We start from the raw sequence: 23,415 nt of genomic DNA, 5'->3' as shown, positions 1-23,415 counted from the left end.
CATGCCCGGCGTTTTCATTCACGAAGGACCGCACCATGTCGCGCTACTCGGCCAACGAAATCGAAGCAAAATGGCAGGAAGCCTGGGACAAGGCCGGAATCTTCACTGCCAGCCACAAGGTGGACAAGCCGAAATACTACGTGCTTGAGATGTTTCCCTATCCCTCGGGCCGGATCCATATGGGGCATGTGCGCAACTATACCATGGGCGACGTGATCGCGCGTCATAAGCTGGCCACCGGGCACAACGTGCTGCACCCGATGGGCTGGGATGCCTTCGGGATGCCTGCGGAAAACGCGGCAATGGCAATTGGCGGTCACCCCAAAGACTGGACCTACGGCAACATTGCCGACATGCGCGGGCAGATGAAGCCTCTGGGGCTTTCCATCGACTGGTCCCGCGAATTCGCCACCTGTGACCCGGAGTATTATGGCCAGCAGCAAGCGCTGTTCCTTGATATGCTTGAGGCTGGTTTGGTTTATCGTAAGAACGCTGTGGTCAATTGGGACCCGGTCGACATGACCGTTCTGGCCAACGAACAAGTGGAAAACGGGCGCGGCTGGCGCTCGGGTGCGCTTGTGGAACGCCGAGAGCTGACTCAGTGGTTCTTTAAAATCAGCGACTATTCCGAGGAATTGCTGGACGCGCTGGATACACTGGACAACTGGCCCGCCAAGGTGCGGCTGATGCAGGAAAACTGGATCGGCAAGTCGCGCGGCCTGCAATTTGGCTTTGAACGCACGGACGGAGGTGAGCCGATCACCGTCTACACAACGCGCCCCGATACGCTGTTGGGTGCGTCCTTTGTCGGCATCTCACCGGATCACCCGATTGCCAAGCAGCTAGAGGCCGAAAACCCGGAAGTTGCTGACTTTGTTGCCGAATGCCGCAAGGGCGGGACCACGGAAGAGGCCATCGAGACCGCTGAAAAGCTGGGCTACGACACCGGCATCCGCGTGAAACATCCGCTGGACCCGAACTGGGAACTGCCGGTCTGGATCGCGAACTTTATCCTAATGGATTACGGCACCGGCGCGATCTTTGCCTGCCCGGCACATGACCAGCGCGATCTTGATTTCTGCCGCAAATACGGCCTGCCCGTGGTCGATACCTTCTTTGCGCTGGATGATGACACGCCGGTCGACAAGATTGCTTTCGTCCCGCCAAAGACTGAAAAAGTCCGTTGGGTGAACCATTTCGCGGGCCTGACCGAGGCCACCGGCGACGAGGCCATCAACGCCACCGTCGATTTCGCCGAAAAGGCCGGTTGGGGCGAAGGCGTCACCAAATTCCGTCTGCGTGACTGGGGTCTGAGCCGCCAGCGCTATTGGGGCTGCCCGATTCCCGTTGTTCACTGCGAAAAATGCGGAACAGTGCCCGAGAAGAAAGAGAACCTGCCGATTGAGCTGCCTTATGATGATGGCAACGGCAAACCCATCGACTTCTCAATCCCTGGCAACCCGCTGGACCGCCATCCGAACTGGCGCGATACCCCATGCCCGTCATGTGGAGCGCCCGCCAAGCGCGAAACCGATACAATGGACACGTTCGTCGATTCGTCTTGGTACTATGCCCGTTTCACTGCCCCGCGTGCTGAAACCCCGACCGATCTGGCCGAAGCCGAATACTGGATGAATGTCGACCAGTATATCGGCGGGATCGAACATGCGATTCTGCACCTGCTCTATTCCCGTTTCTTCGCGCGGGCGATGAACATTACCGGCCATCTGCCGAAAAAGGCCATTGAGCCGTTCAATGCGTTGTTCACCCAAGGCATGGTAACGCATGAGATCTATCAAACCCGCGACGCCAATGGCCGCCCGGTCTATCACCTGCCCGAAGACGTGACCGACGGCAAACTGGCGGACGGCACCGAGGTCGAGATCATCCCCTCGGCCAAGATGTCCAAATCCAAGAAGAACGTGGTCGACCCGGTCAACATTATCTCGGCCTTTGGCGCTGATACCGCGCGTTGGTTCGTCCTGTCCGATTCGCCGCCTGAGCGGGATGTCGAGTGGACCGCATCCGGGGCGGAAGCCGCATTCAAGCACCTCAGCCGCGTGCATCGCATCGCCTCAGAGATTGCCGATTCGGACGTCCCGGCCAATGCCGAGGATGAAACCCTGCTGCGTGAGATGCACAAAGCCATCCATGATGTGTCCGGCGGTGTGGAATCGTTCGGCTTCAACGCCTCGATCGCCAAGCTTTATGCGTTCACCAACACTCTGGCCAAATCCAAGGCCGGAACCGTGGCCAAGCGCGAAGCGGCCAAGACGCTGGCACAGCTGATGTCGCCCATGACCCCGCACCTGTCTGAAGAGCTGTGGCAACTGTTGGGCGGAGAAGGACTGGTCGCCACTGCCCCCTGGCCCGTCGCCGACGAGGCGATGCTGGTCGACGACACCGTGACACTGCCGATCCAGATCAACGGCAAGCGCCGTGCGGAAATCAGCGTTGCCAAGGATATGGCCAAGGACGAGGTTGAAAAAATCGCGCTCAGCACCGAAGCTGTGCAAAAGGCGCTGGATGGCGCTGCTCCGAAGAAAGTGATCGTTGTACCGGGCCGGATCGTGAATGTCGTCGTTTGATCGAAGAACCCTGTTGCTGATGCCGCTGGCGCTTGCCGCCTGCGGGTTTGAGCCTGTGTACGCTCCGGGCGGAGCAGGCTCGGCGCTTTTTGGCCGCGTGGCCGTGTCTGAACCGAACACTGTCACCAGCTACCTTCTGGTCGAAGATTTGGAACAAAAGCTGGGACGCAGCGCGACTTCCGGCAGCGAATACAACCTCGACGTTTCGGTTTCGACCTCAACGGTGGCGGCGGCGATCACCACCACGAACGAAACGAACCGTCTGACGATCAATGGAACGGCGAACTATGCGCTTAGGTCGAACGCAACCGGGCAGATTCTTGCTTCGGGCACGGTCACCGATTTCGTGGGATACTCCGCTGCGGGGTCCACTGTGTCGACTCTGGCCAGTGAACGCGACGCGACCGAGCGCCTGATGGTGCTGTTGTCAGACCAGATCATCACCCGCCTATACGCCACACCGGGCCTTTCCGCATGAAGCTGAGCCCGCGCGAGGCCGATGGGTATTTCTCAAAACCCGATGCGGACAAGACGGGGCTGCTGATTTACGGCGCAGATGCGATGCGGGTCGCGTTAAAGCGGCAGCAGGTCCTGGCCGCCTTGCTGGGCGCAAATGCCGAAGAGGAAATGCGTTTGACCCGGCTGCCCGGGGCCGACTTGCGAGGTGATCCCGCCTTGTTGCTGGATGCGGTTAAGGCGGTCGGCTTCTTTCCCGGCCCGCGCGCGGTATTTGTTGAAGACACAACCGACACAGCCGCACCTGCGATTCTGGCCGCTTTGGAGGATTGGGTCCCCGGCGACGCCCAAATCATCGTGACGGCAGGGCAGCTCAAACCCAGTTCAAAAATCCGCAAAGCGTTCGAGACACACCCTTCGGCTTATGCAGTCGGAATCTATGACGACCCTCCATCGCGCGCCGAGGTGGAACGGATTCTGTCCGAGGCCGGTTTACAGAATATCCCGCGCGACTCGATGTCGGCGATTTCCGAACTGGCGACCGGAATCAGCCCTGGTGATTTCACTCAAACCATTGAGAAGCTGTCGCTTTACAAACGCGGGGACAGTTCGGAACTGACGATCGAAGATATCGAAGCCTGCGCCCCTCGCTCGACCGAAGCCGCATTGGATGACGTTCTGAACGTGGTCGCCGAGGGCCGCGCGGGTGAGATCGGTCCGCTGATCCGGCGCCTGCAATCGCAAGGTACCAATGCGGTCAGCTTTTGTATCGGCGCGACTCGACATTTTCGGACACTTTATGCCTGCGCCTCCGACCCCGGAGGAGCGGCACAGGGAATCGGCAAGCTGCGCCCGCCGGTCTACGGCAAGCGTCGCGACCGCATTCTGCGTCAGGCGCAGGGATGGGGCGCGCCGAAATTGCAAACCGCTTTAACCGTGCTCACAGACACAGATCTGTCGCTGCGTTCTGCGGGGCAAACAGCACCCGCGATGGCCTTGGTTGAACGGGCAATGATCCGGCTGGCGATGCTGGCGCGCACACGCTAGGCGGTCCGATCCAACCAAGCCGCGGCGTTACGCCCGGCCCAACGCCCCGTTGCCAGACAAGCGGTCAGCAAATAGCCCCCGGTCGGAGCCTCCCAATCCAGCATCTCGCCCGCGCAGAACACGCCGGGGCATGCGGTCAGCATCAGCCCGTCATCCATTGCCGCGCGCGGTACGCCACCCGAAGTCGAGATCGCCTCATCCAGCGGGCGCAACCCTGCACCAAAGATCGGCAATTGTTTCAGCGCGTTTGTCTCTTGGCCTTTGGGCGTTGCGTAGCGCTTTGACATCTCATGAAACAGCGCGATCTTTTGCGGCGGCAGTTTCAATGACTTTTTCAACCATTGTGACACTGTGGTTTTCGAACTCTTTGCTGCCAATCGGTTTTGCAAATCGGATGCGGTCACATCCGGCACAAGATCGACAAACAGGTCCGCTCCGGCGCGTAGGGCCGGGGTCAGAGAATATAGCCCCCCGCCCTCTAGCCCGGTTGCGGAAATCACGGCCTCGCCCCGGCTTTCCAGTTCTCCGGCCATCCAGCGGACTGACTTGAGCGCCGCGCCAAAATGAGGCTGCATATGCGGGCTCCAGTCGACAGAAATGGCTGAGTTCGCGGGCGCGAATGGCGAAAGCGCCACGCCTTTGTCACGAAGCAGAGGTGCCCATGCTCCGTCCGATCCCAACCGCGCCCAGCTTGCCCCGCCCAACGCCAGAACTGTCACATCCGCGTTGAAACCTTGCCGGCCGTCGGGCGTATCAAAGATGGCCTGACCATCATCCCAGCCCAACCAACGCCAGCGCGTTCTAAACTGCACACCCGCCGCGTCCAACCGCTCGAGCCATGCCCGCAAAAGCGGCGAGGCTTTCATCACTTTCGGAAACACGCGACCGGTTGAACCGGTGAACAACTCTTGCCCAAGCCCCTGCGCCCATGTTTGCACGTCCGCGGCGTCGAATTCGGCAATCATTGGCCGCAGCCAGTCTGCGGCCTCGGAATAGGACGACAACAACGTCTCAAACGGCTCGTCTTTGGTCAGGTTCAGCCCAGACTTCCCCGCCATCAGAAATTTTCTTGCCAGCGATGGCTTGGCCTCAGCCACCAGAACGGCGTGCCCGGCTGCGGCCAGTTCTTCGGCTGCCATCAGGCCTGCGGGTCCGCCGCCGATCACCAATGCCTGTGCCATCCCTGCCCTCTTGCCTTTCGCACCACCCGGCGCAACTTTGTTCATGCCATGACGAACAGCGATCCGATCTGCCCGCTTTGCGACCGCCCGATCCCCGATGGGGCTGGCAGCCTGCACCATCTGATCCCAAAACTCAAAGGTGGCAAGGGCGGACCCACGGTCCTGCTGCATCAGATCTGCCATAAAGAGGTGCACGCAACCCTGACCGAAGCGGAACTGGCCCGCAATTTCAACACGGTCGAGGCCCTGCGTGCCCATCCCCGGCTGGAGAAGTTCCTGAACTGGGTTCGCAAACGCCCACCCGGGTTTCGATCGAAAGTACCGGGCAAGCGGCGTGGACGCTGATCAGCCGGGATTTACCGGATCACCAAAGGCATCCCGCGTGGGTGCAGCAAGCCCCTCAACCTCTAACCCGCGATAATCCGGCACGTTGGCAAACCGGGCACCTGCGACGTGCTGAAATTCGAGCGTTGTATAGGCGCGTTTCCAAAGCCACTCGCGATTCTCCACGGCCCACAGATCGGCGTTTGGCGGCACGTCGTCAGTGAAAGCGTAAAAATGCAGGTCGAATCCGTATGGCGCGACATCCTGCATTGAAAGCAGACGCATGCCCTGCGCCCGACAAAACGCATCTTCTGCTGCAATATATCCGGTGCGCAGAGTGATCTGGCCGATGCAGGCCTCGGCAAAGGGCGCATCGGGGTCCGCAGCATTTTCCGGACGGTTCCCTTCGAAATCGTGCTGCAGCAATTCAATCACAAAGCCCTCGGGGTCTTTGAGGTGGCACATATAGCCGATGTCCAGAAATTGCTTGGGGTCCGAGACTTCGATCCCTTTGCCGCGCAGGAACGCGGCCGCCAGATCGACATCTGGCACTGTGATCCCGATCTTCCAGTAGCGCTGGCCTGTGTCATGCGTGTAGCCCCCGCCACCAGGCATCAAAAGCAAATCGGCATCCTGCCCCGGATAGCCCACCCGCAGGCTGACCCCTTGTTGCTTAACCGACATGCCCAGAACACCCGTGTAGAACGCTGCCAGTTTCTCGGTATCAGCGACGCGCAGCCGCAAACCAGACAACCTCATGCGCAGAGCTCGGCGATGCCAGCCGCGATCCGTGGTTCTGCAGCAATGCTGTCAGCGACAAGATCACGGGCCGTCTGCATCAACTCATCAGGGGCCACAACGCGGTCTACCAACCCAAAAACATAAGCCTCGTCGGCTGTTATCTTTTGCCCGGCCATCAGGATCATTTTGGTGCGGGCCGGACCGATCAGGGCCGCCATGCGCGCAGGGTCAGAGGGTTGGGGCAAGAACCCCAGCTTCATGACGGGATAGAAGAACTTGGCCGATGGGACGGCGATGCGAAGGTCGCAGGCCAGCACCATGCCATTTGCGCCGCCAGCAAGGGTTCCGTTCAAAGCAGCAACCGTCAGGCACGGCAGCGCTGCGATCGCGCCGGACAAACGCTCCCACACGTCCGAGGTCGCAAGCCCGGTACGCGCCTCGGCCAGGTCGGCCCCGGCGCTGAATACGCTGCCTGCTCCGGTCAGGATCAACGCGCGGGCCTCGGTTGCAGCTTCGGCAATCTCGGCCAACTCGGTCAGCATCGCTCCGGTCAGGGCATTGGCCTTACCGGGGTTGTTCAGCGTGACGATCCACAACCCATCTTCTTTGTTCAGCTCGATCACGTCAGTCCAACCCTTTGTCGTATGTCCTCGCGCCGCAGCGAAATTTCAGTGCCCAGAAACTCATCCGCATCCGCCGTGCACATCCACAACAACGCCTTCGCGGGCCAGTCCGCCGGGATATGGTCACTCCAATCCAGTTGGCTGACCGCATTGATACCGCTGGCCTTGATGACACGCTGCATTTCGGTCGCCACCGTGCCCGGCGAAAGACCCATGGCGCGGATGCCGTGGATTGATTCCTCTAGGTGCAGGCATTCCGTCAGCATCTTCGCCCCAGCTTTCGAGGCGCAATAGTGGCTCCAAGCCTCAACCGGGTTCGAGGCCGCGCCGGAAGATACGGTCAGGATCGTACCACCCCCCGCTGCACGCATGATGGGCAGAGCGGCACGCATTCCGTAGAAGACGCCCTTCAGATTGATGTCGATCGCCTTGTCCCAGGCTGCGACATCGGCGTTTGTCATGTGAAAGATCGGATCGATGACACCGGCATTTCCGACCAGAACATCCAGCCCACCGAACCGATCAACACAATCCGCGACCGCTTGTTCAACTTGCGCAAAATCACTGACGTCGCATTGCAACGCGATTGCGTTGTCACCCAGCGCAGCGGCCAGCGCATCGATCCGATCCCGGCTGCGGGCGACCAGCGCCACGTTCGCTCCGGCTGCGGCAAATTCGCGCCCGGCCTCAGCTCCGATGCCCCGGCTGGCCCCAGTTATCAGTACGGTTTTTCCCTGCATTAGGTTCCTTTACCTCCATCGGCTTGAAATTGTGTGAATCTCTACCCCGTCAATGGGGAAATGGTCCAGTCCTTGCCCCTTGACGCCCGGGTCCACAACCACGACGATGCCGGCAAATTTATCTAGAAGGGTACTGTAATGTCCGTTTTCCTTCGCCGCAGCTGCGGTGCTGTTTTGGCTTATGCCGTTATCACACAAGGCGCTCTTGCCGATCTGACCTCACAGGATGTCTGGAATGACTGGAAAGCCTATCTGGGTCAGATGGGGTACACCGTTTCGGGCAGCGAATCCGTTGCAGGCGATGTCACCACAATTGCCGACATGACGGTCTCGATGGACATCCCGGAAGAGGACGCAACCTTCCGCATGGTCGTTCCTGAAATGACGCTGACTGAAAACGGCGACGGCACGGTCAACATTGGCTTCCCCGAGAGTTTCCCGATGACCGTATCCGGCGAAGGCGAGGGTGAGGAGTTCTCGGTCAACATCGACTATTCGCAAACGGGTATGACTATGGTCGTTTCCGGCTCGAAAGAGGACATGACCTATGACTATTCGGCCGACGCTCTGGGGATCAAACTGAACGGCGTGACCGTAGACGGCGAAGAAATGCCCGGCGATGCGCTTGCCGTGAATGTTGGCATGACCGATCTGTCTGGCAGTTCTCGCATGAAGATTGGCGAGAACCGTGACGTCGACCAGACATTTACCGCGGCGGGCCTGACATACGATCTGGCGTTCCAGGACCCCGAAAGCGACGACACCGGCAAGATCGACGGCTCGATGAGCGATCTGGCGTTTGAAGGCACAAACGTTATCCCGTCTGATTTCGACATCTCGGACCCCGAAGCCTTTTACAAAGCAGGCTTCTCATTCTCGGGGCTGTTCACCTATGGGTCTGGCCAGACCGCGATGGCCGGAACCAGCGAAGGAGAGGCCTTCTCGGTCGGCAGCGAATCCCAAGGCGGCAAGTTCGGTGCCAGCATCGACGCTGAGCGTCTTGCTTATGATATCGAACAAAACAGCGCAAAGGTTGCTGTGACCACGGCCGACTTGCCCTTCCCGATCGAAATCGCCATGGAGAACGCCGGTTTCAAATTCGAGATTCCTATTCAGGAATCCGAAGAAATCCAACCGTTCGGCTTTGCAATGAACCTGACCGATTTCACCATGTCGGACGTGTTGTGGAGCATGTTTGACCCGGCAGAGGCCCTGCCGCGTGACCCCGCGACCATTGCACTGGACGCCACCGGAACCGCCAAAGTACTGATGAACATCTTTGATCCGGCCGCAGTTGAAGAACTGGATGCGTCGGAGTTGGAGCCGGGCGAACTGCACTCGCTCAAGATCAATGAACTGCTTGTCTCTTTGGTCGGAGCGAAATTGACCGGTGAAGGCGATTTCACCTTCGACAACACAAATACCGAAGAGTTCGGTGGCATGCCCACACCGACCGGTGTGGCCAAGCTGACGCTGGTGGGTGCCAACGCTCTGATCGACAAGCTGATTGGTATGGGGCTGGTATCCGATAGCGATGCAATGGGCGCACGGATGATGATGGGGCTGATGGCAGTGCCTGGTGACGCGCCAGACACGCTGAATTCGGAAATCGAATTCACTGCGGACGGTCAGATTCTGGCGAACGGCCAACGCATCAAGTAATCATGCGGGAAGGCGGCACTGCTGCCTTCCCAACCCTTGCTAGCGGCCGCGAACGCGTCGAAACAAGACCGAGCCGCCGCAGCTGACGCGCTGATCATATGCAAACCCAAGCGCTGACAAATCATCAAAACACTTTTTGATACCGCGCATACCAATCTTGCGCGTGTGCACCTCAAGGTAGACTTTCTGCACGTTCGCAAGGTCTGCCCCGTCGAACAAATGCGCCTCGCCCCCTTCAATGTCGACGATCAGAACATTGGCGTCGAAGTCGCGCAAAAGATCGGACAATTGATGTTCGGGAACGTCGATCTCTTTCACATAGTCCGGCGACTGATCCAGAGACGATGACCAAAACGGTTCCCGCACATAGAATCTGGCAGTTCCCGTTTCCTGCCCATCGGTCCGTGCGACGGCATTCAGGACGTCTACGCCCGAAATGTCATTGGCCTCATGCACGCGGCCGATAAAGCCGCACAGGACCGGATTGGCCTCGATACACATGACGTGCCGCACACCCATTTGCGTGACCAGAAAAGAGGAAACAAAGCCGATCCCCGCCCCAAGTTCGACAACTCTGTCCTTGGGATCGATGAACTTTGGCAGCCCGTTGACCTCGTCCTTTTCGTAACGCTCGGCAAGGATGGATCGTTTGACTTTCTGGGTAATAATCTGCGGGTCGTCGGGTATCTCAACGCCGCGCAGGCTTAGATTGTCATGCATATTGGTCACTGCCCGTTCGTGTTGCCTCAAAATCAAGGAGCCCTGACTTTATTGAACAAGTAGTGAAAAACCTCAATCAAGGAACCGTGTGTTGATAGCAGATGCCGGGATTTTGCAGAGTGAGGCAAAACCCATGTGATTGCTTTCCCCGGTAGCCCTTGCGAGACGCGAAGCGGAAGGCTAGGTCAAATGCAACCATACCGGAGGCCACATGACCCGCACACCCGAAGAAATCAGCCATGAATTGCTGGACGCGGCCCGCAAAGCCGGGGCCGAAGCTGCGGATGCGATTGTCGTGGACGGCACGTCGGTTTCGGTCGAAGTGCGCGGTGGAGCGCTGGAGCATGCGGAAAGGTCCGAAGGCACTGATCTGGGGCTTCGCGTCTTTTTGGGAAAACGTCAGGCAATCGTCTCAAGTTCGGACAGCCGTCCTGAAACGCTGACGGCGATGGCGCAACGTGCAGTTGCCATGGCCAGTGAAGCGCCCGAAGACCCGTTCACCGGTCTGGCCGATCCCCGGCAGTTGGCCAAAGACTGGGACATCGACGCGCTTGAGCAGTTCGATCCAACACCGGAACCTTCGGCAGACGCTTTGATGCAGGACGCTTTGACTGCCGAAGCTGCGGCTCTGGCGGTTCACGGCGTTTCACAAGTCTCTGATGCCGCCGCGGCCTATGGCACGCACAGGGTCCATCTGGCCGCCACGAACGGCTTTTCTGGTGGCTATGCCCGCAGCAGTCGCTCGACCTCGTGTGTTGCCATTTCGGGCGAAGGAACCGGGATGGAGCGGGATTATGACGGCGACAGCCGCACCTTCCAAAGCGACCTGCGCAGCGCAGACGAAATTGGCCAGAGCGCGGGCGAGCGCGCTGTTGCTTTGGTCGGCGCCCAGAAGCCAGCCACCGGAGCTTTCCCGGTTCTGTTTGACGAACGCATCTCATCTTCGTTGATCGGCCATCTGCTTGCGGCCAGCAACGGCGCGGCCATTGCCCGCGGCGCCTCATGGCTTAAAGACAGTCTGGGTGCGCAGGTGCTGCCCGAACATCTGTCTCTGATCGAAGACCCACACCGTCCACGCATTTCGGGCTCTCGACCGTTTGATGCAGAGGGCCTGCCGACGCAGCGCAGGGCGATCGTCGAGAATGGCGTACTGACCGGCTGGACGCTGGACCTGTCCAGCGGGCGCAAGCTGGACATGGCTTCAACCGGCAACGCCGCACGCGGCGTCTCGGGACCGCCATCGCCCAGCAACTGGAACCTGAGCCTGACACAAGGCGAGAGCAGCCGGGCCGATTTGCTGCGCGACATGGGTACGGGGCTGCTTGTCACCTCGATGATCGGATCGACAATCAACCCCAATACCGGCGACTACTCGCGTGGGGCCTCGGGGTTCTGGGTCGAGAACGGAGAGATCACGCATCCGGTCAACGAATGCACCATCGCGGGGAACTTGCGCGACATGCTCAAACGTATAATCCCCGCCAATGACGCACGCACCTATCTGTCCCGCGTTGTGCCCTCGGTTCTGATCGAAGGAATGACACTTGCCGGCAACTGACCTGCACCTGCTGACAGAGGCCGCTCTTGAGGCGGGAAAGATCGCCACACGGTATTCCGGCAGCACTGCGCAGCGTTGGGACAAACCTGACGGTGCCGGTCCCGTAACCGAGGCTGATCTGGCTGTGAACGCGATGCTGGAGCAAAAGCTGCCCGCCGCGCGACCGGGCTATGGCTGGCTGAGCGAAGAGACCGAAGATTCCGCGGACCGGCTTGCCAGGGATCGCGTGTTCATCATTGATCCGATCGACGGCACCCGCAGTTTTGCCGAAGGATCGCGAACCTGGGCACATTCTCTGGCCATCGCGGACCGGGGCGAAGTCACGGCGGCCGTGATATACCTGCCACGACGCGACCTGTTGTATGCTGCCGCGAAAGGTCAGGGGGCAACGCTGAACGGTGAAACGATCCGGGTCAGCGCAATCAACGCGCTTGAAATCGCCGAGGTTCTGGCCGCGAAACCGAATTTGCAGCCCCGCCATTGGCGTCACGGGCAAGTGCCCGAGTTCAAACGGAACTATCGCCCGTCGCTGGCCTATCGCATGGCCCTTGTCGCGCAAGGGCGATTTGACGGGATGATGACACTCCGGCCCAGCTGGGAATGGGACATCGCCGCCGGTGATCTGATCATCCGCGAGGCCACCGGTCAATGCTCGGACCGGACCGGGCAGCCGCTGCGGTTCAACAACCCGCATCCACGCCTGAACGGTGTGATCGCTGCCGGATCAGAAGTATTTGGGCTACTGTCAGAGAAACTCGAACCAGAAAGCCCTGGAATCGCATCATGAGCAAATCACGCTCATTAAGTCTTGCCGCATATCGCGTGCTGTCATGGGGTATGCAGAATGCCGCCAGCTACCGCGACATACCGCGACCCGACGGCGAGGTTCTGTGGCTGCACATAAACTCTCATGCGCGGCATCGGGCGATTATCGACTTTTGCCAACGGCTGCAGCACGCGCGCCCGACACTGTCGATCGTTCTGACAGCGCCTCCTGACGCAGACCTGACCCGCTGGGCCAACAGCGGGTATCCGTTGGTCAATCTGCCGACCGAACAGACCGGGGCAGCACGCGCGTTTCTGGACCACTGGCGACCGGATGTCGGAATGTGGGTCGGCGGCGGCCTTATGCCAAACGTTATCACCCGCGCCGAAGAACGCGGCATCCCCCTGATCCTGATCGAAGCGGAAGCGGATGTGCGCACCGCGCGGGGCGGACGCTGGCTGCCGGACATCACCCGGTACACGATCGACTGCTTTCGCACGATCATCTGCCCGACCCCGGAAAGCGCGCGCCAGATACGCAGACTTGGCATCTCCTCGACCAAGGTGAAAGAAGCCCCGCCCCTTCACATCAGCCCCAACCCGAGGCCCTGGCCTGAGGATGAACTGATCGAAGTGAACCACGCTTTGTCCGGCCGACCCGTGTGGCTGGCGGCATGGGTGCAGGACAAAGAGTTCATCTCGGTCCTCAGCGCGCACAGGCAGGCGATGCGCATGCTGCCACGGCTTGCGTTGGTGCTGCACGTGGCAGACATCACCGAAGCCGGTCCGCTGCACCGCCGCCTTGAGACGATGGACCTTCGTTGCACCAATTGGGACGAAAGCGGTATGATCGAGGACATGACACAAGTGATCCTGTCCGCCGCGCCAGAGGATCTGGGGCTGTGGCAAAGGGTATCTCCTGTCACCTTCATGGGCACGTCTCTTGAGCGTGGCGCTGCGGGGGCGGACCCATTGGTCGCAACAGCGCTTGGGTCAGCCGTAATTCACGGGCCATTTGTGCACGGCCAACAACAGCTTTACGATCAACTGGACAGGGCGGGCGCGGCGCGTTCGGTCAGAACCGCCACCGAACTGGGCGATGCTGTGGTCGAGCTTTTGGCACCGGATCAGGCCGCCAACATGGCTTTGGCCGGGTGGCAGATTGTAACTGAAGGTGCCCCGCAGGCGGATCACCTGATCGATTTGGTGCAGGACTATCTGGATCAGCGGGGCGGCGGCGATGCGAGCACCTGATTTCTGGAACACAGCGCCGGACCAGCTGGATTTTCGTGCGCGGATTCTGTCGCCGCTCGGGCGGCTCTATGCCGGGGCTACGGCCCGCCGGATCGCCTCTGAACCGGGGTTTAATCCTGGTGTTCCCGTCATTTGCATCGGCAATCTGAACGCGGGTGGCACGGGTAAGACACCGACCGTCATCTGGATGATCGAGCAATTGCGCGATGCCTGGCATGATACGCATGTTGTAACCCGCGGGCACGGCGGTTCGCTCGAAGGGCCTGTGCGCGTCGATCCAAGCAAACACACTGCCGCGCAGGTGGGGGATGAGCCGCTCTTGCTGGCCGCTTTTGCCGATGTCTGGGTCGCAAAGGACCGCGCTGCCGGCGCAAAGGCCGCGGCTGAGGCCGGAGCGACGGTCATCGTATTGGATGACGGGTTTCAGAACCCTTCGGTGGCCAAGGATTTCTCGGTCATCGTTGTGGATGCAGCGCGCGGATTTGGAAACGGCTTGTGCCTGCCTGCCGGGCCACTGCGCGAACCCGTCGACATCGGCCTCAAGCGCGCCGATCTGGTTTTGTCGTTGGGCGATTCAGACGCGCAGGCCCAATTTGCCGAACGCTGGGGTCGGAAACTGCCGGTTGCGCATGTGACCGGCGCGGTTGAGCCTCTGCAAACCGGCATGGACTGGAGCGATACGCCCGTACTCGCCTTTGCGGGTATCGGCCATCCCGAGAAGTTCTTTCAAACGCTGCGCCAGCAAGGGTCCACGTTATTGCGAGCCGAGGCGCTGGACGATCACCAGCCCCTAACGCCTGCTTTGATGACCCGACTTGAAAACGAGGCGCGGTTGTTGGGCGCGCAGATGGTCACGACGGAAAAAGACGCCGTGCGCTTACCCGCCGCGTTTCGCAGCAAGGTCATTACACTACCGGTACGTCTGAAAATTGAGGCGGCTGATGAGGTGAAGCAGATGCTGCTGCAGGTCGCCCCAGCGCCGAAATAGGTGACCGGCCCGTCAAGAGCCGGTCACGCAGGCTTTTAGCTGCCCAGTTCGTTTTCGATCAGCGCCTTGAAGTCTTCGTAAGACTGGTTGTCGACCTTCTCGCCGTTCACGACAAAGGACGGCGTCGCCTGAACGCCGTCACGCTCGGCGTTTTCCTGATACCAGGCCACCAGTGTCTGGGCGCGAGTACCGTCTTGCAGGCAAGCCTCTAGCTGTTCATTGTCAATTCCGGCCAGTCGCCCGATCTTGCGCAGTTCGTCCACGATTTCGGCGGGACCACCGGCTTGGGTCCATTCGGACTGGCCCTGATAGATCAGGTCCGAGATGCCAAAGAACTTTTCGGGTCCGCCACACCGCGCCACCATCGAGGCCCACAGGCCATACCGGTCAAAATAGACTTCGCGATATATGAACTTCACCTTGCCGGTGTCGATAAAGTCCTTCTTGAGCTGCTTGAACGCCCCGTTGTGGAAGTTCGCGCAATGCGGGCAGGTATAGGACGCATATTCGATGATCTCGACCGGCGCATCTTCGGCACCCAAGGTCATCTCGACGATGGTCGAGGTGTCCAGGTCCGCCTCTTGCGCCTCGGCGCTGCTGATCAGCGGATACGTCGTGTTGGAATTCGACAGCGACAGCCAATAGCCGCCTGCGGCCACGGCAACGGCCGCACAAATTCCGGTTGCAATACGGCTCATGTCTCAGCCCTTTCTCAGCGTTTTTGCTTGGATAAAACGTTACGGCCCAGACGTTCAAGGGCGGCACGCAGATCACTATCTGTGACATCCTGCGCCGTCCGGTTCGCCTCGGCTTCGATTTCTGGTTCGATCTTGGGTTTCGCCTGTTTCGGCTTGTGGTCGAAACTGGCCTGCCCCTCGGCAAATCCTGTCGGAGCGGTCTGTGTGATGCGGACCCGGCTGATGGCGTTATAGCCGTAAACCGCGTTCACCTTGCCGCGCAGCTGTTCCTTTTGCATTTCCAGCAATGGGGCCTGCGGGCCGGTGGTCAGCACCGTCAGCGTGGCACCAATTCCACCCTTGCCATAGCCCACGTTCACGGGCCGCGCGATGGCAGCCATGTCCTGCCCCACGATTTCAGACCAATGGGTCAACAAGCGCGACACGGCGAAACCCCGGCTTTCACCGGCGCGCCTGATCTGGTCGTTCAGCAATGTCGCGGTGCGTTTGAACCCGCGGGTCGAAGAACGTCTGCGCTGCATCTGGTTTCCAACTCCTGCGCCGCTATTGTAAAGGGCAGGACACCGGGCGCCAGCGAAACCCGACAGGGAGATAGATAAAACTTGCGTGACTCTGCTGAATTCGACGTGAGCGGCGCTCTGCTGCACTGGTACGACCGCCACGCCCGCGAGATGCCCTGGCGTGTCGGTCCAGCAGACCGGGTCGCCGGAGTGTTGCCCGACCCCTATCGAGTCTGGCTGTCCGAGGTCATGCTGCAGCAGACCACTGTTGCGGCCGTACGTGACTATTTCATGCGCTTTACCACACGCTGGCCCACGGTCGCGGCGCTGGCCGCGGCCCCGGATGATCAGGTTATGGGGGAATGGGCTGGTCTGGGGTATTACGCCCGCGCGCGGAACCTGCTGAAATGCGCCCGAGTCGTGGCCGAAGAATACAGTGGACAGTTCCCAAACACTTACGACGCGCTGCTAAAACTGCCGGGGATCGGTCCCTATACCGCAGCTGCGATCTCGGCCATTGCCTTTGATCAACCCGAAACCGTGCTGGACGGCAATGTCGAACGGGTGATGTCTCGCCTTTACAACATCCACGACCCGCTGCCTGGCTCAAAGCCGCTGCTCAAAGACAAGGCCGCCGCGTTGACGCCGGGCCTTCGCCCCGGGGACTATGCCCAGGCGGTCATGGATCTGGGGGCCACGATTTGCACGCCGAAATCGCCGGCCTGCGGCATCTGCCCGCTCCGCGATCCTTGCGCGGCGCGTTTGGCGGGCACCCAAGCCGAACTACCGCGCAAAACCCCAAAAAAGCCCAAGCCCACCCGATACGGCCATGTCTATATCGCCCAAGGCAGCGACGGAGCCTTTCTGCTGGAACGCCGTCCCGACAAAGGCCTGCTGGGCGGAATGCTGGGCTGGCCGGGATCCGAGTGGTCTGAAGCGCCTGTTGAAAGCCCACCATTCTCAACGGATTGGCAGCTTTTGTCCGGCGAGGTGCGCCACACCTTTACCCATTTCCACCTGATCCTGCGCATCTGGACGGCCAATCTGCCCACCGACCAGCCACATGAGGACATGGTCGTCATCGATAAACATAGATTCCGCCCCAGTGACCTGCCCACAGTGATGCGCAAAGCGTATGATCTCTGGCGCGCGACGTAACCCATTGTGCCAGAACGCTTGCAGGGTCTAATCTGACCACAATTGTTCGGAGCGCTAAATGATCGCATCAGACAGTCTGTCACGCTGGCAAGCAGCCCTGCCGTTCTGGGTGTCCTTCCTGCTGATCCCGTTGATTTGGATCACCGCCTACGCGGGCGGCTGGTGGGTGGTATTGGTACCGCTTTCTACATGGTGGGCCTTTGCGGTATTGGATCGGTTGACTGGTCTGAACCTTGAAAACGCAAATCCTGACACATCTGACGGCGTTCTGAAATGGTACATCCTGCTAACCAAAGCTTGGGTGCCGGTTCAGTTTTTCACGCTTTTTGGTCTGATCTGGTACGCGACAAATACCGATCATCTGTCAGTCCTGGCCAAGATAGGCCTGTTCTTCGGCATGGGCGTGATCTCAGGCACAATCGGCATCAACTACAGCCACGAGTTGATGCACCAAAAAGGCCGGTTCGAACGCTGGCTTGGCGACATTCTGCTGGCGATGGTGTTGTATTCACACTTCCGGTCCGAACATCTTCTGGTCCATCACCGTTATGTCGGCACACCACGCGATCCGGTCACCGCACGGTACAACGAAGGCTTTCACCGCTTCTACCCACGTGTGCTGTGGCAATGCCTCGCCTCCGGCTTTCAAGCGGAAAAGGACAAACTGGCGCGCAAGCAGCGCCCCTGGACCGATCTGGCCAACCCGTTCTGGCGGTATTGGGCGCTGCAGGCGGCCATGCTTGTGCTGGCTTGCTTGATCGGAGGATGGTCCGGCGTTGCCTTCTTCCTACTTCAAGCGGGTGTCGCCATATGGCAGCTGGAGCTTGTGAATTACGTCGAACACTACGGTCTGACGCGCAAGCACCTTGGTGACGGCAAATACGAACACGTCCAACCGCGCCATTCGTGGAACGCCTCGCAAAAAGCGTCGAACTGGCTGCTGATCAACCTTCAGCGTCATTCTGACCATCACTACAAACCCAACCGGCGCTTTCCGTTGTTGCAGCACCATTCCGAAGACACTGCGCCCCAACTGCCCTATGGTTATCCGGTAATGACCGTCGCTGCGATGATCCCGCCGCTTTGGCGTCGCGTCATGAACCCCCGCGTTCGGGCATGGCGGCGTCAGCACTACCCCGAAGTCACCGATTGGATGCCATACAACAAATCGTTGAACCCGTTGCCACGACCCTGACCGCAGCGCGCGCCAGCGCGCTGCCCGGCCCAACGGGATGACCCGCATCTCGGATGCGTATCAGATCGGCGGGAGCCCACCTAGCTCGCCCAAATATCCATAGGGGTCTGAACCCCGCGCACAGGTTGGTTTGGGTGTTTGGCAAAACCCACCATCAGTTCGGCGGCGGTGTTGCCTTCTTGCTCCAGTTGCGCGCGTACCGCATCGCTCAGCACCACCCGCGCTCCAAGATCGCGGGTCAGCGCCTCAAGCTTGGCCGAGACATTCACAGCATCCCCGATCACCGCAAATTCCAACCGGTTCGCCCCGATGTCGCCCAAAACCACAGACCCATAGTGCACACCGATCCCCACGTGAATCTCAGGCTCCCCCGCGCGTCGCCGTTCAAGATTCCAGCGGTCGATCACGCCGACCATATCACGTGCGCAGGCGACCGCGTTGGTGGCATCCAGCGGCGTCGGTACTGGCGTGCCAAACGTGGCCATCAGCCCATCGCCCAGGTATTTGTCCAAAGTGCCATGATGGCGGAACACCTCGGTCTCCATGCGGGCGTGGAAGCCGCGCAGAACCTCGATCACATCATAGGGATCACGACCTGCGGCAAACCGGGTAAAGCCGACAATGTCGATGAACAGGACAGCTATGTTTTCCTTACGGACCTGCTTGAGGGGTTCGTCGTTCTGGCTTAGCTCGTCCACGACGTTCGGCGAGAAATACCGCGACAGGTTCGCCCGCTCTCTCTCTAACCCAGCATTGGTCATCAACAACCGGTTGAGCCGCCGCATTGAAATGCCAAGCGTGACAGCAACCATCATGAAAACGATGACCTGCTGAATGCGCAGCTCTGGCATGAAACTGTTCGGGTCCAGCGATTCCGCGACATCCGGATAACCCACCAGCGCTTCGGCCACACGCTCGCTGATACCGGGGATCGGCGTTGCCACCCACCATGCAATCACCCAGCCCGCGGTCCACATCATCACGGTCCACGACCCGATGGCGACAACCGTTCGCCAGGAATAGGCCAGCGTGCCAGCCGCCAGAATGATGAAGAAATACTGGAAGTTATCGAACCGGTACTGCATGGCCAGTGGCCGCACGTCATCGCTGAACGGGTTGGGTACGATCATCCCCAAGGTCATGATCAGCAGGTCTACGAAGATTAGCAACAGCTCGACCCGCGACTGCCCCACTCGACCGGCGCGCTGGATCAGCCAGCCATTCGCGCAGATCAACAGCAGGATGAAGTGGTACCACAGCACCTCCCAATGCGGGTTCAGGTATACCAGCAGAATGCCGGTCAGGCCCATCGCGATCCAGCGTGCGCGGACGGCCAGTTCCAGCCCTTCGCGCTTGTGCCGTTCCAACGCGGCTTCAGTGTACTTGTTGTCTAGATCGTACACATCCGGCTTGGTGATTGAGAACCGTTCAAGACGGGATTCGCTGGCTGTGGTATCCGACATGGCCGAGGCTCCTTCCGTGCGCAGCAGGACAAGGACTCTCATATCGGAACCGGCAGGGCAACAAAACAAAAGACCCCGCCGAGATCGGCGGGGCAAGGCTAAGTGCCTTGTGTCAGGCCACAGGCACCGGCGGTGTTCGTGAAATCAGTTCATCTCGGCCCGGATTTGCTGGCGCAGAACGTCGATCGGCACCGTTTTACCGTCGCGCTTGAAGCACCAGTACGTCCAGCCATTGCAAGACGGCGCGTTTTCCAGCTGCGCGCCCACCTGGTGGATCGAGCCTTTGACGTTGTTCCCAACCAGCGTGCCGTCCGCACGCACCTTGGCCTTGTGGCGCTGGTTCATGGAATAGAGTTCTTCACCCGGGCGCAGCATGCCGCGTTCGACCAGTTGGCCAAAGGGAACGCGCGGCTCGGCGCGTTTGCTGGCGCTGACCTCTAGCGCTTCGCGGTCGAACTTGCGGACCTTGGCGATGCGCTTTTCGGCGACCTTGCGATAGCTTTCTTCGCGCTCGATCCCGATGAATTCGCGACCTAGCATCTTGGCAACGGCACCGGTCGTGCCTGTTCCAAAGAACGGGTCCAGCACCACGTCGCCCGGATTGGTCGAACCAATCAGAACACGGTGCAGCAACGATTCAGGCTTTTGCGTCGGATGCGCTTTGTCGCCGTTGTCGTCTTTCAGACGTTCATGCCCGGTGCAGATCGGCAGCACCCAGTCGCTGCGCATCTGCACGCCTTCGTTAAGCGCCTTCAGAGCTTCGTAGTTGAATGTGTATTTCGCACCTTCGCGCTTGGACGCCCAGATCATCGTCTCATGCGCATTGGTAAAGCGCTTGCCTCGGAAGTTCGGCATCGGGTTGGACTTGCGCCACACGACGTCATTCAGAATCCAGTAGCCTTCGTCCTGCAGGGCCGAACCAACTCGGAAAATGTTGTGGTATGAGCCGATCACCCAAATCGCGCCATTCGGTTTCAGCAGGCGATGCGCGGCCTTCAGCCATTCGCGGGTGAACTGGTCATACGCCCCAAAGCTTGAGAACTGATCCCAGTGATCATCAACCGCGTCCACCTGACTATTATCCGGGCGGTGCAACTGACCTTTGAGTTGCAGATTGTAAGGGGGATCTGCGAAAATCAGGTCAACCGACGCCTCGGGCAGACTGTTCATCACATCGATGCAGTCCCCGGATAGAATCGTGTTTAAAGGGAGCGCTTTTGCGCCCTTTTTGGTGGTTGTTGTCATTGTACTGCCTCAAGTATCCACGGCGCTTTTGCGCTCATTTGGTTGAGACAAGGATGAGTCAAAGACGATTCGCCGTCAATTTCTTTTTTGAATCAGCGACTTACGATTTACTCTTGATACAAGATATTGTGTACCGGCTTGAAGGAACGCCTATGATGTGGGGTCACCCCGAGATTTTGCAGCGCTTCTCTGTGTTGTTTTGACGGATAGCCTGCATTCTTTTCCCATCCATAGCCGGGATGCTGTTGCGCCAAATCCACCATCAGTTGATCGCGCCAGTTTTTCGCGATGATCGAAGCCGCCGCAATCGACACCGAATGCGCGTCGCCTTTGACAACCGCCTGCGCCGGGATCGTCAGCCCGCGCGGGATCATGTTGCCGTCGATCAGCAGGTAATCCGGCGGAGGGTCCAAGGCGGCGACCGCGCGTTCCATCGCCAGATGCGAGGCTCGTAAGATGTTGTGTTCGTCAATCTCAGCCACCGAAGCCTCAGCAATGGCGAACTCGGCCCGGTCGCGCACAGCAGCATCCAATGCAACTCGCCGTTTGGCCGTCAGCTTCTTGGAATCGTTTAGCCCCTCAGGAATATCTTCTGGGTTCAGAACAACGGCCGCTGCAACCACAGGCCCGGCCAAAGGTCCGCGGCCAACCTCATCCACACCGGCAATCCGCACATAACCTTGTGCCACCGCTGCCTGCTCAATCGAATAATCCGGACTTGTCATAACCACCGAAAACCGCGTTTCGCGCCATATCGCAAGACAAAAAGAGAGGGCAGCTTGCGCCGCCCTCTCCCGCGCGGCGCTTCTGTGGCACCGCTCCTGCTCGAAAGTGATTACTTGTAAACGACGCGGTATCCTTGCTGGCGCAGGCATGCGGGTTCGTATGCCCGCTTCACCTTTTTGCCATTCCAGAAACCGACCTTGCACTCTTGCGGCAGGCTATTGGCGTGTTTGTAATGCTTCTTGAGGCAATTCGGCGCCAGAAGCGGTTGATTGTTCGAGTACGCATTGTAGTTGCGCAGACATTGCTGCGGCAGGTCATAGCGCGCAACATGCTGCGGCAATGGCCGCACCGGATAGTTGGGCCGCGCGACATAAGGTTGCTGCGTATAGGTCTGTTGGCGCGACGCCCGCTGCTTGCGCTGTTCCTTGTTATAGTAATGGACCCCCGCGCCAATGATCGCGATGGCGGCAAGCCCGCCAAGAATATCCTTGGCATCCGCCGCCCGCGCCTGTGAGGCCGAGACGCCAGTGATTGTGATTGCGGTGGCAACGACAAGGGCGATGAACTTCCGGTGCATGATGCGTGTCCTTCCTGGTGTTTAGGGGCGATCCGGCACAGACCGCAAACGTGATGCACCGACGTTGGGTCTGTCCCCCTCAGACAAGCAATAACGGGGCAGTGTTATCCAATATCAGCCGCCTCAAACCCCTTGGGTTATTGAATATCCGGCAAACCCATGCGCAGGATGCAGCCTATGAAACCGATCCTCTCTTCTCTGGCCACTGCGGCCCTGATATCGCTTGGCACCGCGGCCGCGGCCGAGTGCTACGCGGATTACAAGGCCAAGCAGGACAATCCGCTGCGGCTGCACTATGGCGTGATGCAGGTTTCGGCCTGTGACAAGGGCCAGGCCCAGCAAGAGGTCTCACAACGCCTCAGCGCATCTGGCTGGACATTGCTGAATGTCATGTCCGTTTTCGGGCCGGAAGGATTGGATAAAAGGAAGGCCAATGCCGGACAATTCTATCTCCGTTACTGACGCACGGCGATCAGGCACACGGCTGGTCGGCGCGGGTATCGCGGCAATCGTTTTGATCCTGATCACAGCCGCCGTCTTTCTGTTCTGGACCCTGCCAGACGCCAACGCCTTCAATGCGCGGGTCGAGTGGTTGTTCGTCGAAAGCGACCTGACCTCGCAGACCGAGATTCGCCTGCTTGAGATCCTGGCGCAGTCCGGCACCGCCTTTGCCGATACATTGGCGAGCTACCGAATGGTGATCTACGTGCTGCTGGTCTTTGCCAGCGCGATGCTTGTGGCTGCATTGGTGTTTCTGGTGATGCTAGTCTTGTTGAACCGCCGGATGGCTCAGATCGAACGCACCGGAATTCAGGTGACCTCTCTGTTGATCAGCCGCGAGGAAAACACCGTCTATATGAACAACATGGACTTTAAGTTGACCCCAGCCGCGATGGAGACCCTGTCGGTCCTGGCCGAATCCCGGTTGGATGACGAAGTTCTGTCTGGTGCTCAGATCGAGGCGATGATCTCGGGCAAAAGCGCCGCCGATTGTGACGAGGCCGCCGGCGCGACGCGGATCAAACGCCTTCGCGACGCCTTGGGCAATCAGATGGTCAGCGAGTTACTGGTCAAGAACATCGCCAAGAAGGGCTATATGCTGTCCATCGAAAAAGATGTGATCCAGATGGTCTGAGCTTGCGATCGCACAGCTGATGTGCGGTAAAAATGCCGGGATCACCTCTTGGAAAACCGCGTTTCAAAGCC

Annotated in this window: 24 protein-coding genes; 13 read left to right on the top strand and 11 right to left on the bottom strand. The window is 59.5% G+C overall.

Going from position 1 to position 23,415, the window contains the following annotated elements; genetic code table 11:
• Positions 1-35 precede the first annotated feature (35 nt).
• From leuS to holA, 3 genes are read left to right on the top strand one after another with little or no spacing between them, the layout of a single operon-like run.
• Positions 36-2,588, top strand: a complete 2,553-nt coding sequence (gene leuS, locus J7416_RS17845) for a leucine--tRNA ligase (RefSeq protein ID WP_209226731.1) — start codon at positions 36-38, stop codon at positions 2,586-2,588.
• On the top strand, positions 2,575-3,066 hold the full coding sequence (lptE, locus tag J7416_RS17840) for an LPS assembly lipoprotein LptE (RefSeq protein ID WP_170427471.1): 492 nt from the start codon (positions 2,575-2,577) through the stop codon (positions 3,064-3,066). Before leuS ends, lptE begins: the two co-directional genes overlap by 14 nt.
• Positions 3,063-4,091: a DNA polymerase III subunit delta gene (gene holA / locus J7416_RS17835; RefSeq protein WP_209226730.1), complete on the top strand. Its 1,029-nt coding sequence runs from the start codon at positions 3,063-3,065 to the stop codon at positions 4,089-4,091. The genes lptE and holA overlap by 4 nt, the downstream gene beginning before the upstream one ends.
• On the opposite strand, the gene J7416_RS17830 is transcribed toward holA, so the two are convergent.
• Complete coding sequence (locus tag J7416_RS17830) at positions 4,088-5,272, bottom strand: TIGR03862 family flavoprotein (protein ID WP_209226729.1); 1,185 nt, start codon at positions 5,270-5,272, stop codon at positions 4,088-4,090. The two genes, holA and J7416_RS17830, sit on opposite strands and share 4 nt — an antisense overlap.
• A 48-nt stretch (positions 5,273-5,320) precedes the next feature.
• On the opposite strand from J7416_RS17830, the gene J7416_RS17825 reads away from it, so the two are divergent.
• The gene (locus J7416_RS17825) at positions 5,321-5,617 is read left to right on the top strand and encodes an HNH endonuclease (protein ID WP_209226727.1); all 297 of its coding nucleotides are present in this window, start codon (positions 5,321-5,323) and stop codon (positions 5,615-5,617) included.
• Here the strand turns inward: J7416_RS17825 and J7416_RS17820 are convergent, their stop codons facing one another.
• From J7416_RS17820 to J7416_RS17810, 3 genes are read right to left on the bottom strand one after another with little or no spacing between them, the layout of a single operon-like run.
• A complete protein-coding gene (locus J7416_RS17820; RefSeq protein WP_209226725.1) occupies positions 5,618-6,355 on the bottom strand; it encodes a VOC family protein in 738 nt (245 codons plus the stop codon).
• Positions 6,352-6,960 carry an enoyl-CoA hydratase/isomerase family protein gene (locus tag J7416_RS17815; RefSeq protein WP_209226724.1) on the bottom strand — a complete coding sequence of 203 codons (609 nt, stop codon included), beginning with the start codon at positions 6,958-6,960 and terminating at the stop codon, positions 6,352-6,354. Before J7416_RS17815 ends, J7416_RS17820 begins: the two co-directional genes overlap by 4 nt.
• Positions 6,957-7,700, bottom strand: coding sequence for an SDR family oxidoreductase (locus tag J7416_RS17810; RefSeq protein WP_209226722.1), 744 nt, complete (start codon positions 7,698-7,700; stop codon positions 6,957-6,959). Before J7416_RS17810 ends, J7416_RS17815 begins: the two co-directional genes overlap by 4 nt.
• Positions 7,701-7,838: 138 nt before the next feature.
• Here J7416_RS17810 and J7416_RS17805 point away from each other — a divergent pair, with 138 nt between their 5' ends.
• Complete coding sequence (locus J7416_RS17805) at positions 7,839-9,362, top strand: DUF2125 domain-containing protein (protein WP_209226720.1); 1,524 nt, start codon at positions 7,839-7,841, stop codon at positions 9,360-9,362.
• A gap of 39 nt (positions 9,363-9,401) precedes the next feature.
• On the opposite strand, the gene J7416_RS17800 is transcribed toward J7416_RS17805, so the two are convergent.
• The gene (locus tag J7416_RS17800; RefSeq protein WP_209226718.1) at positions 9,402-10,082 is read right to left on the bottom strand and encodes an FkbM family methyltransferase; all 681 of its coding nucleotides are present in this window, start codon (positions 10,080-10,082) and stop codon (positions 9,402-9,404) included.
• 211 nt (positions 10,083-10,293) lie between these two features.
• Between J7416_RS17800 and J7416_RS17795 the strand changes: the two genes are divergently transcribed.
• Genes J7416_RS17795 through lpxK form a run of 4 tightly spaced genes read left to right on the top strand, consistent with a single transcriptional unit; the run spans position 10,294 to position 14,647 of the window.
• Positions 10,294-11,640 (top strand): TldD/PmbA family protein, encoded by a 1,347-nt coding sequence (locus tag J7416_RS17795; RefSeq protein ID WP_209226716.1) that lies wholly within the window; start codon positions 10,294-10,296, stop codon positions 11,638-11,640.
• Positions 11,627-12,427 carry a 3'(2'),5'-bisphosphate nucleotidase CysQ gene (locus tag J7416_RS17790; RefSeq protein ID WP_209226715.1) on the top strand — a complete coding sequence of 267 codons (801 nt, stop codon included), beginning with the start codon at positions 11,627-11,629 and terminating at the stop codon, positions 12,425-12,427. Before J7416_RS17795 ends, J7416_RS17790 begins: the two co-directional genes overlap by 14 nt.
• Positions 12,424-13,659 (top strand): glycosyltransferase N-terminal domain-containing protein, encoded by a 1,236-nt coding sequence (locus J7416_RS17785; protein WP_209226713.1) that lies wholly within the window; start codon positions 12,424-12,426, stop codon positions 13,657-13,659. Before J7416_RS17790 ends, J7416_RS17785 begins: the two co-directional genes overlap by 4 nt.
• A complete protein-coding gene (gene lpxK, locus J7416_RS17780; protein WP_209226712.1) occupies positions 13,646-14,647 on the top strand; it encodes a tetraacyldisaccharide 4'-kinase in 1,002 nt (333 codons plus the stop codon). The genes J7416_RS17785 and lpxK overlap by 14 nt, the downstream gene beginning before the upstream one ends.
• A 35-nt stretch (positions 14,648-14,682) precedes the next feature.
• Here the strand turns inward: lpxK and J7416_RS17775 are convergent, their stop codons facing one another.
• A complete protein-coding gene (locus J7416_RS17775) occupies positions 14,683-15,345 on the bottom strand; it encodes a DsbA family protein (RefSeq protein WP_209226710.1) in 663 nt (220 codons plus the stop codon).
• A gap of 14 nt (positions 15,346-15,359) precedes the next feature.
• Positions 15,360-15,866, bottom strand: a complete 507-nt coding sequence (locus J7416_RS17770; protein WP_209226709.1) for a DciA family protein — start codon at positions 15,864-15,866, stop codon at positions 15,360-15,362.
• An 81-nt stretch (positions 15,867-15,947) separates the two neighbouring features.
• On the opposite strand from J7416_RS17770, the gene mutY reads away from it, so the two are divergent.
• Both mutY and J7416_RS17760 read left to right on the top strand, forming a co-directional pair.
• Positions 15,948-17,003 carry an A/G-specific adenine glycosylase gene (gene mutY / locus J7416_RS17765; RefSeq protein ID WP_209226707.1) on the top strand — a complete coding sequence of 352 codons (1,056 nt, stop codon included), beginning with the start codon at positions 15,948-15,950 and terminating at the stop codon, positions 17,001-17,003.
• A gap of 58 nt (positions 17,004-17,061) precedes the next feature.
• Entirely contained in the window at positions 17,062-18,198 is a 1,137-nt protein-coding gene (locus J7416_RS17760) for an alkane 1-monooxygenase (RefSeq protein ID WP_209226705.1), read from the top strand.
• A gap of 80 nt (positions 18,199-18,278) precedes the next feature.
• Here the strand turns inward: J7416_RS17760 and J7416_RS17755 are convergent, their stop codons facing one another.
• The 4 genes from J7416_RS17755 to J7416_RS17740 form a co-directional block, all read right to left on the bottom strand.
• The gene (locus J7416_RS17755) at positions 18,279-19,661 is read right to left on the bottom strand and encodes an adenylate/guanylate cyclase domain-containing protein (RefSeq protein ID WP_209226704.1); all 1,383 of its coding nucleotides are present in this window, start codon (positions 19,659-19,661) and stop codon (positions 18,279-18,281) included.
• Between the two features lie 144 nt (positions 19,662-19,805).
• Positions 19,806-20,906 carry a site-specific DNA-methyltransferase gene (locus J7416_RS17750; RefSeq protein ID WP_209226702.1) on the bottom strand — a complete coding sequence of 367 codons (1,101 nt, stop codon included), beginning with the start codon at positions 20,904-20,906 and terminating at the stop codon, positions 19,806-19,808.
• A gap of 107 nt (positions 20,907-21,013) precedes the next feature.
• Positions 21,014-21,631, bottom strand: coding sequence for a ribonuclease HII (locus J7416_RS17745; protein ID WP_209226700.1), 618 nt, complete (start codon positions 21,629-21,631; stop codon positions 21,014-21,016).
• Positions 21,632-21,741: 110 nt separating this feature from the next.
• Positions 21,742-22,209 carry a hypothetical protein gene (locus tag J7416_RS17740; protein WP_209226699.1) on the bottom strand — a complete coding sequence of 156 codons (468 nt, stop codon included), beginning with the start codon at positions 22,207-22,209 and terminating at the stop codon, positions 21,742-21,744.
• A gap of 177 nt (positions 22,210-22,386) precedes the next feature.
• Between J7416_RS17740 and J7416_RS17735 the strand changes: the two genes are divergently transcribed.
• The gene (locus J7416_RS17735) at positions 22,387-22,671 is read left to right on the top strand and encodes a hypothetical protein (protein WP_209226697.1); all 285 of its coding nucleotides are present in this window, start codon (positions 22,387-22,389) and stop codon (positions 22,669-22,671) included.
• Positions 22,643-23,344, top strand: coding sequence for a helix-turn-helix domain-containing protein (locus tag J7416_RS17730; protein WP_209226696.1), 702 nt, complete (start codon positions 22,643-22,645; stop codon positions 23,342-23,344). The genes J7416_RS17735 and J7416_RS17730 overlap by 29 nt, the downstream gene beginning before the upstream one ends.
• Positions 23,345-23,415 lie beyond the last annotated feature (71 nt).

This window comes from Ruegeria sp. R14_0 (genome assembly GCF_017743975.1).
In the GTDB taxonomy this organism is placed as follows: domain Bacteria; phylum Pseudomonadota; class Alphaproteobacteria; order Rhodobacterales; family Rhodobacteraceae; genus Ruegeria.
The sequence above is the reverse complement of the archived record's forward strand: the minus strand, read 5'-3'. Positions and strand labels throughout refer to the sequence as shown.

Coding starts and splice junctions, on each gene's coding strand:
- J7416_RS17775 (WP_209226710.1), bottom strand. CDS start 15,345: ATGAGCCGTATTGCAACCGGAATTTGTGCGGCCGTTGCCGTGGCCGCA.
- leuS (WP_209226731.1), top strand. CDS start 36: ATGTCGCGCTACTCGGCCAACGAAATCGAAGCAAAATGGCAGGAAGCC.
- J7416_RS17795 (WP_209226716.1), top strand. CDS start 10,294: ATGACCCGCACACCCGAAGAAATCAGCCATGAATTGCTGGACGCGGCC.
- J7416_RS17785 (WP_209226713.1), top strand. CDS start 12,424: ATGAGCAAATCACGCTCATTAAGTCTTGCCGCATATCGCGTGCTGTCA.
- J7416_RS17805 (WP_209226720.1), top strand. CDS start 7,839: ATGTCCGTTTTCCTTCGCCGCAGCTGCGGTGCTGTTTTGGCTTATGCC.
- J7416_RS17800 (WP_209226718.1), bottom strand. CDS start 10,082: ATGCATGACAATCTAAGCCTGCGCGGCGTTGAGATACCCGACGACCCG.
- J7416_RS17730 (WP_209226696.1), top strand. CDS start 22,643: ATGCCGGACAATTCTATCTCCGTTACTGACGCACGGCGATCAGGCACA.
- J7416_RS17820 (WP_209226725.1), bottom strand. CDS start 6,355: ATGAGGTTGTCTGGTTTGCGGCTGCGCGTCGCTGATACCGAGAAACTG.
- J7416_RS17830 (WP_209226729.1), bottom strand. CDS start 5,272: ATGGCACAGGCATTGGTGATCGGCGGCGGACCCGCAGGCCTGATGGCA.
- lptE (WP_170427471.1), top strand. CDS start 2,575: ATGTCGTCGTTTGATCGAAGAACCCTGTTGCTGATGCCGCTGGCGCTT.
- J7416_RS17760 (WP_209226705.1), top strand. CDS start 17,062: ATGATCGCATCAGACAGTCTGTCACGCTGGCAAGCAGCCCTGCCGTTC.
- J7416_RS17745 (WP_209226700.1), bottom strand. CDS start 21,631: ATGACAAGTCCGGATTATTCGATTGAGCAGGCAGCGGTGGCACAAGGT.
- J7416_RS17750 (WP_209226702.1), bottom strand. CDS start 20,906: ATGACAACAACCACCAAAAAGGGCGCAAAAGCGCTCCCTTTAAACACG.
- J7416_RS17735 (WP_209226697.1), top strand. CDS start 22,387: ATGAAACCGATCCTCTCTTCTCTGGCCACTGCGGCCCTGATATCGCTT.
- J7416_RS17740 (WP_209226699.1), bottom strand. CDS start 22,209: ATGCACCGGAAGTTCATCGCCCTTGTCGTTGCCACCGCAATCACAATC.
- J7416_RS17825 (WP_209226727.1), top strand. CDS start 5,321: ATGACGAACAGCGATCCGATCTGCCCGCTTTGCGACCGCCCGATCCCC.
- J7416_RS17810 (WP_209226722.1), bottom strand. CDS start 7,700: ATGCAGGGAAAAACCGTACTGATAACTGGGGCCAGCCGGGGCATCGGA.
- lpxK (WP_209226712.1), top strand. CDS start 13,646: ATGCGAGCACCTGATTTCTGGAACACAGCGCCGGACCAGCTGGATTTT.
- J7416_RS17755 (WP_209226704.1), bottom strand. CDS start 19,661: ATGTCGGATACCACAGCCAGCGAATCCCGTCTTGAACGGTTCTCAATC.
- holA (WP_209226730.1), top strand. CDS start 3,063: ATGAAGCTGAGCCCGCGCGAGGCCGATGGGTATTTCTCAAAACCCGAT.
- J7416_RS17770 (WP_209226709.1), bottom strand. CDS start 15,866: ATGCAGCGCAGACGTTCTTCGACCCGCGGGTTCAAACGCACCGCGACA.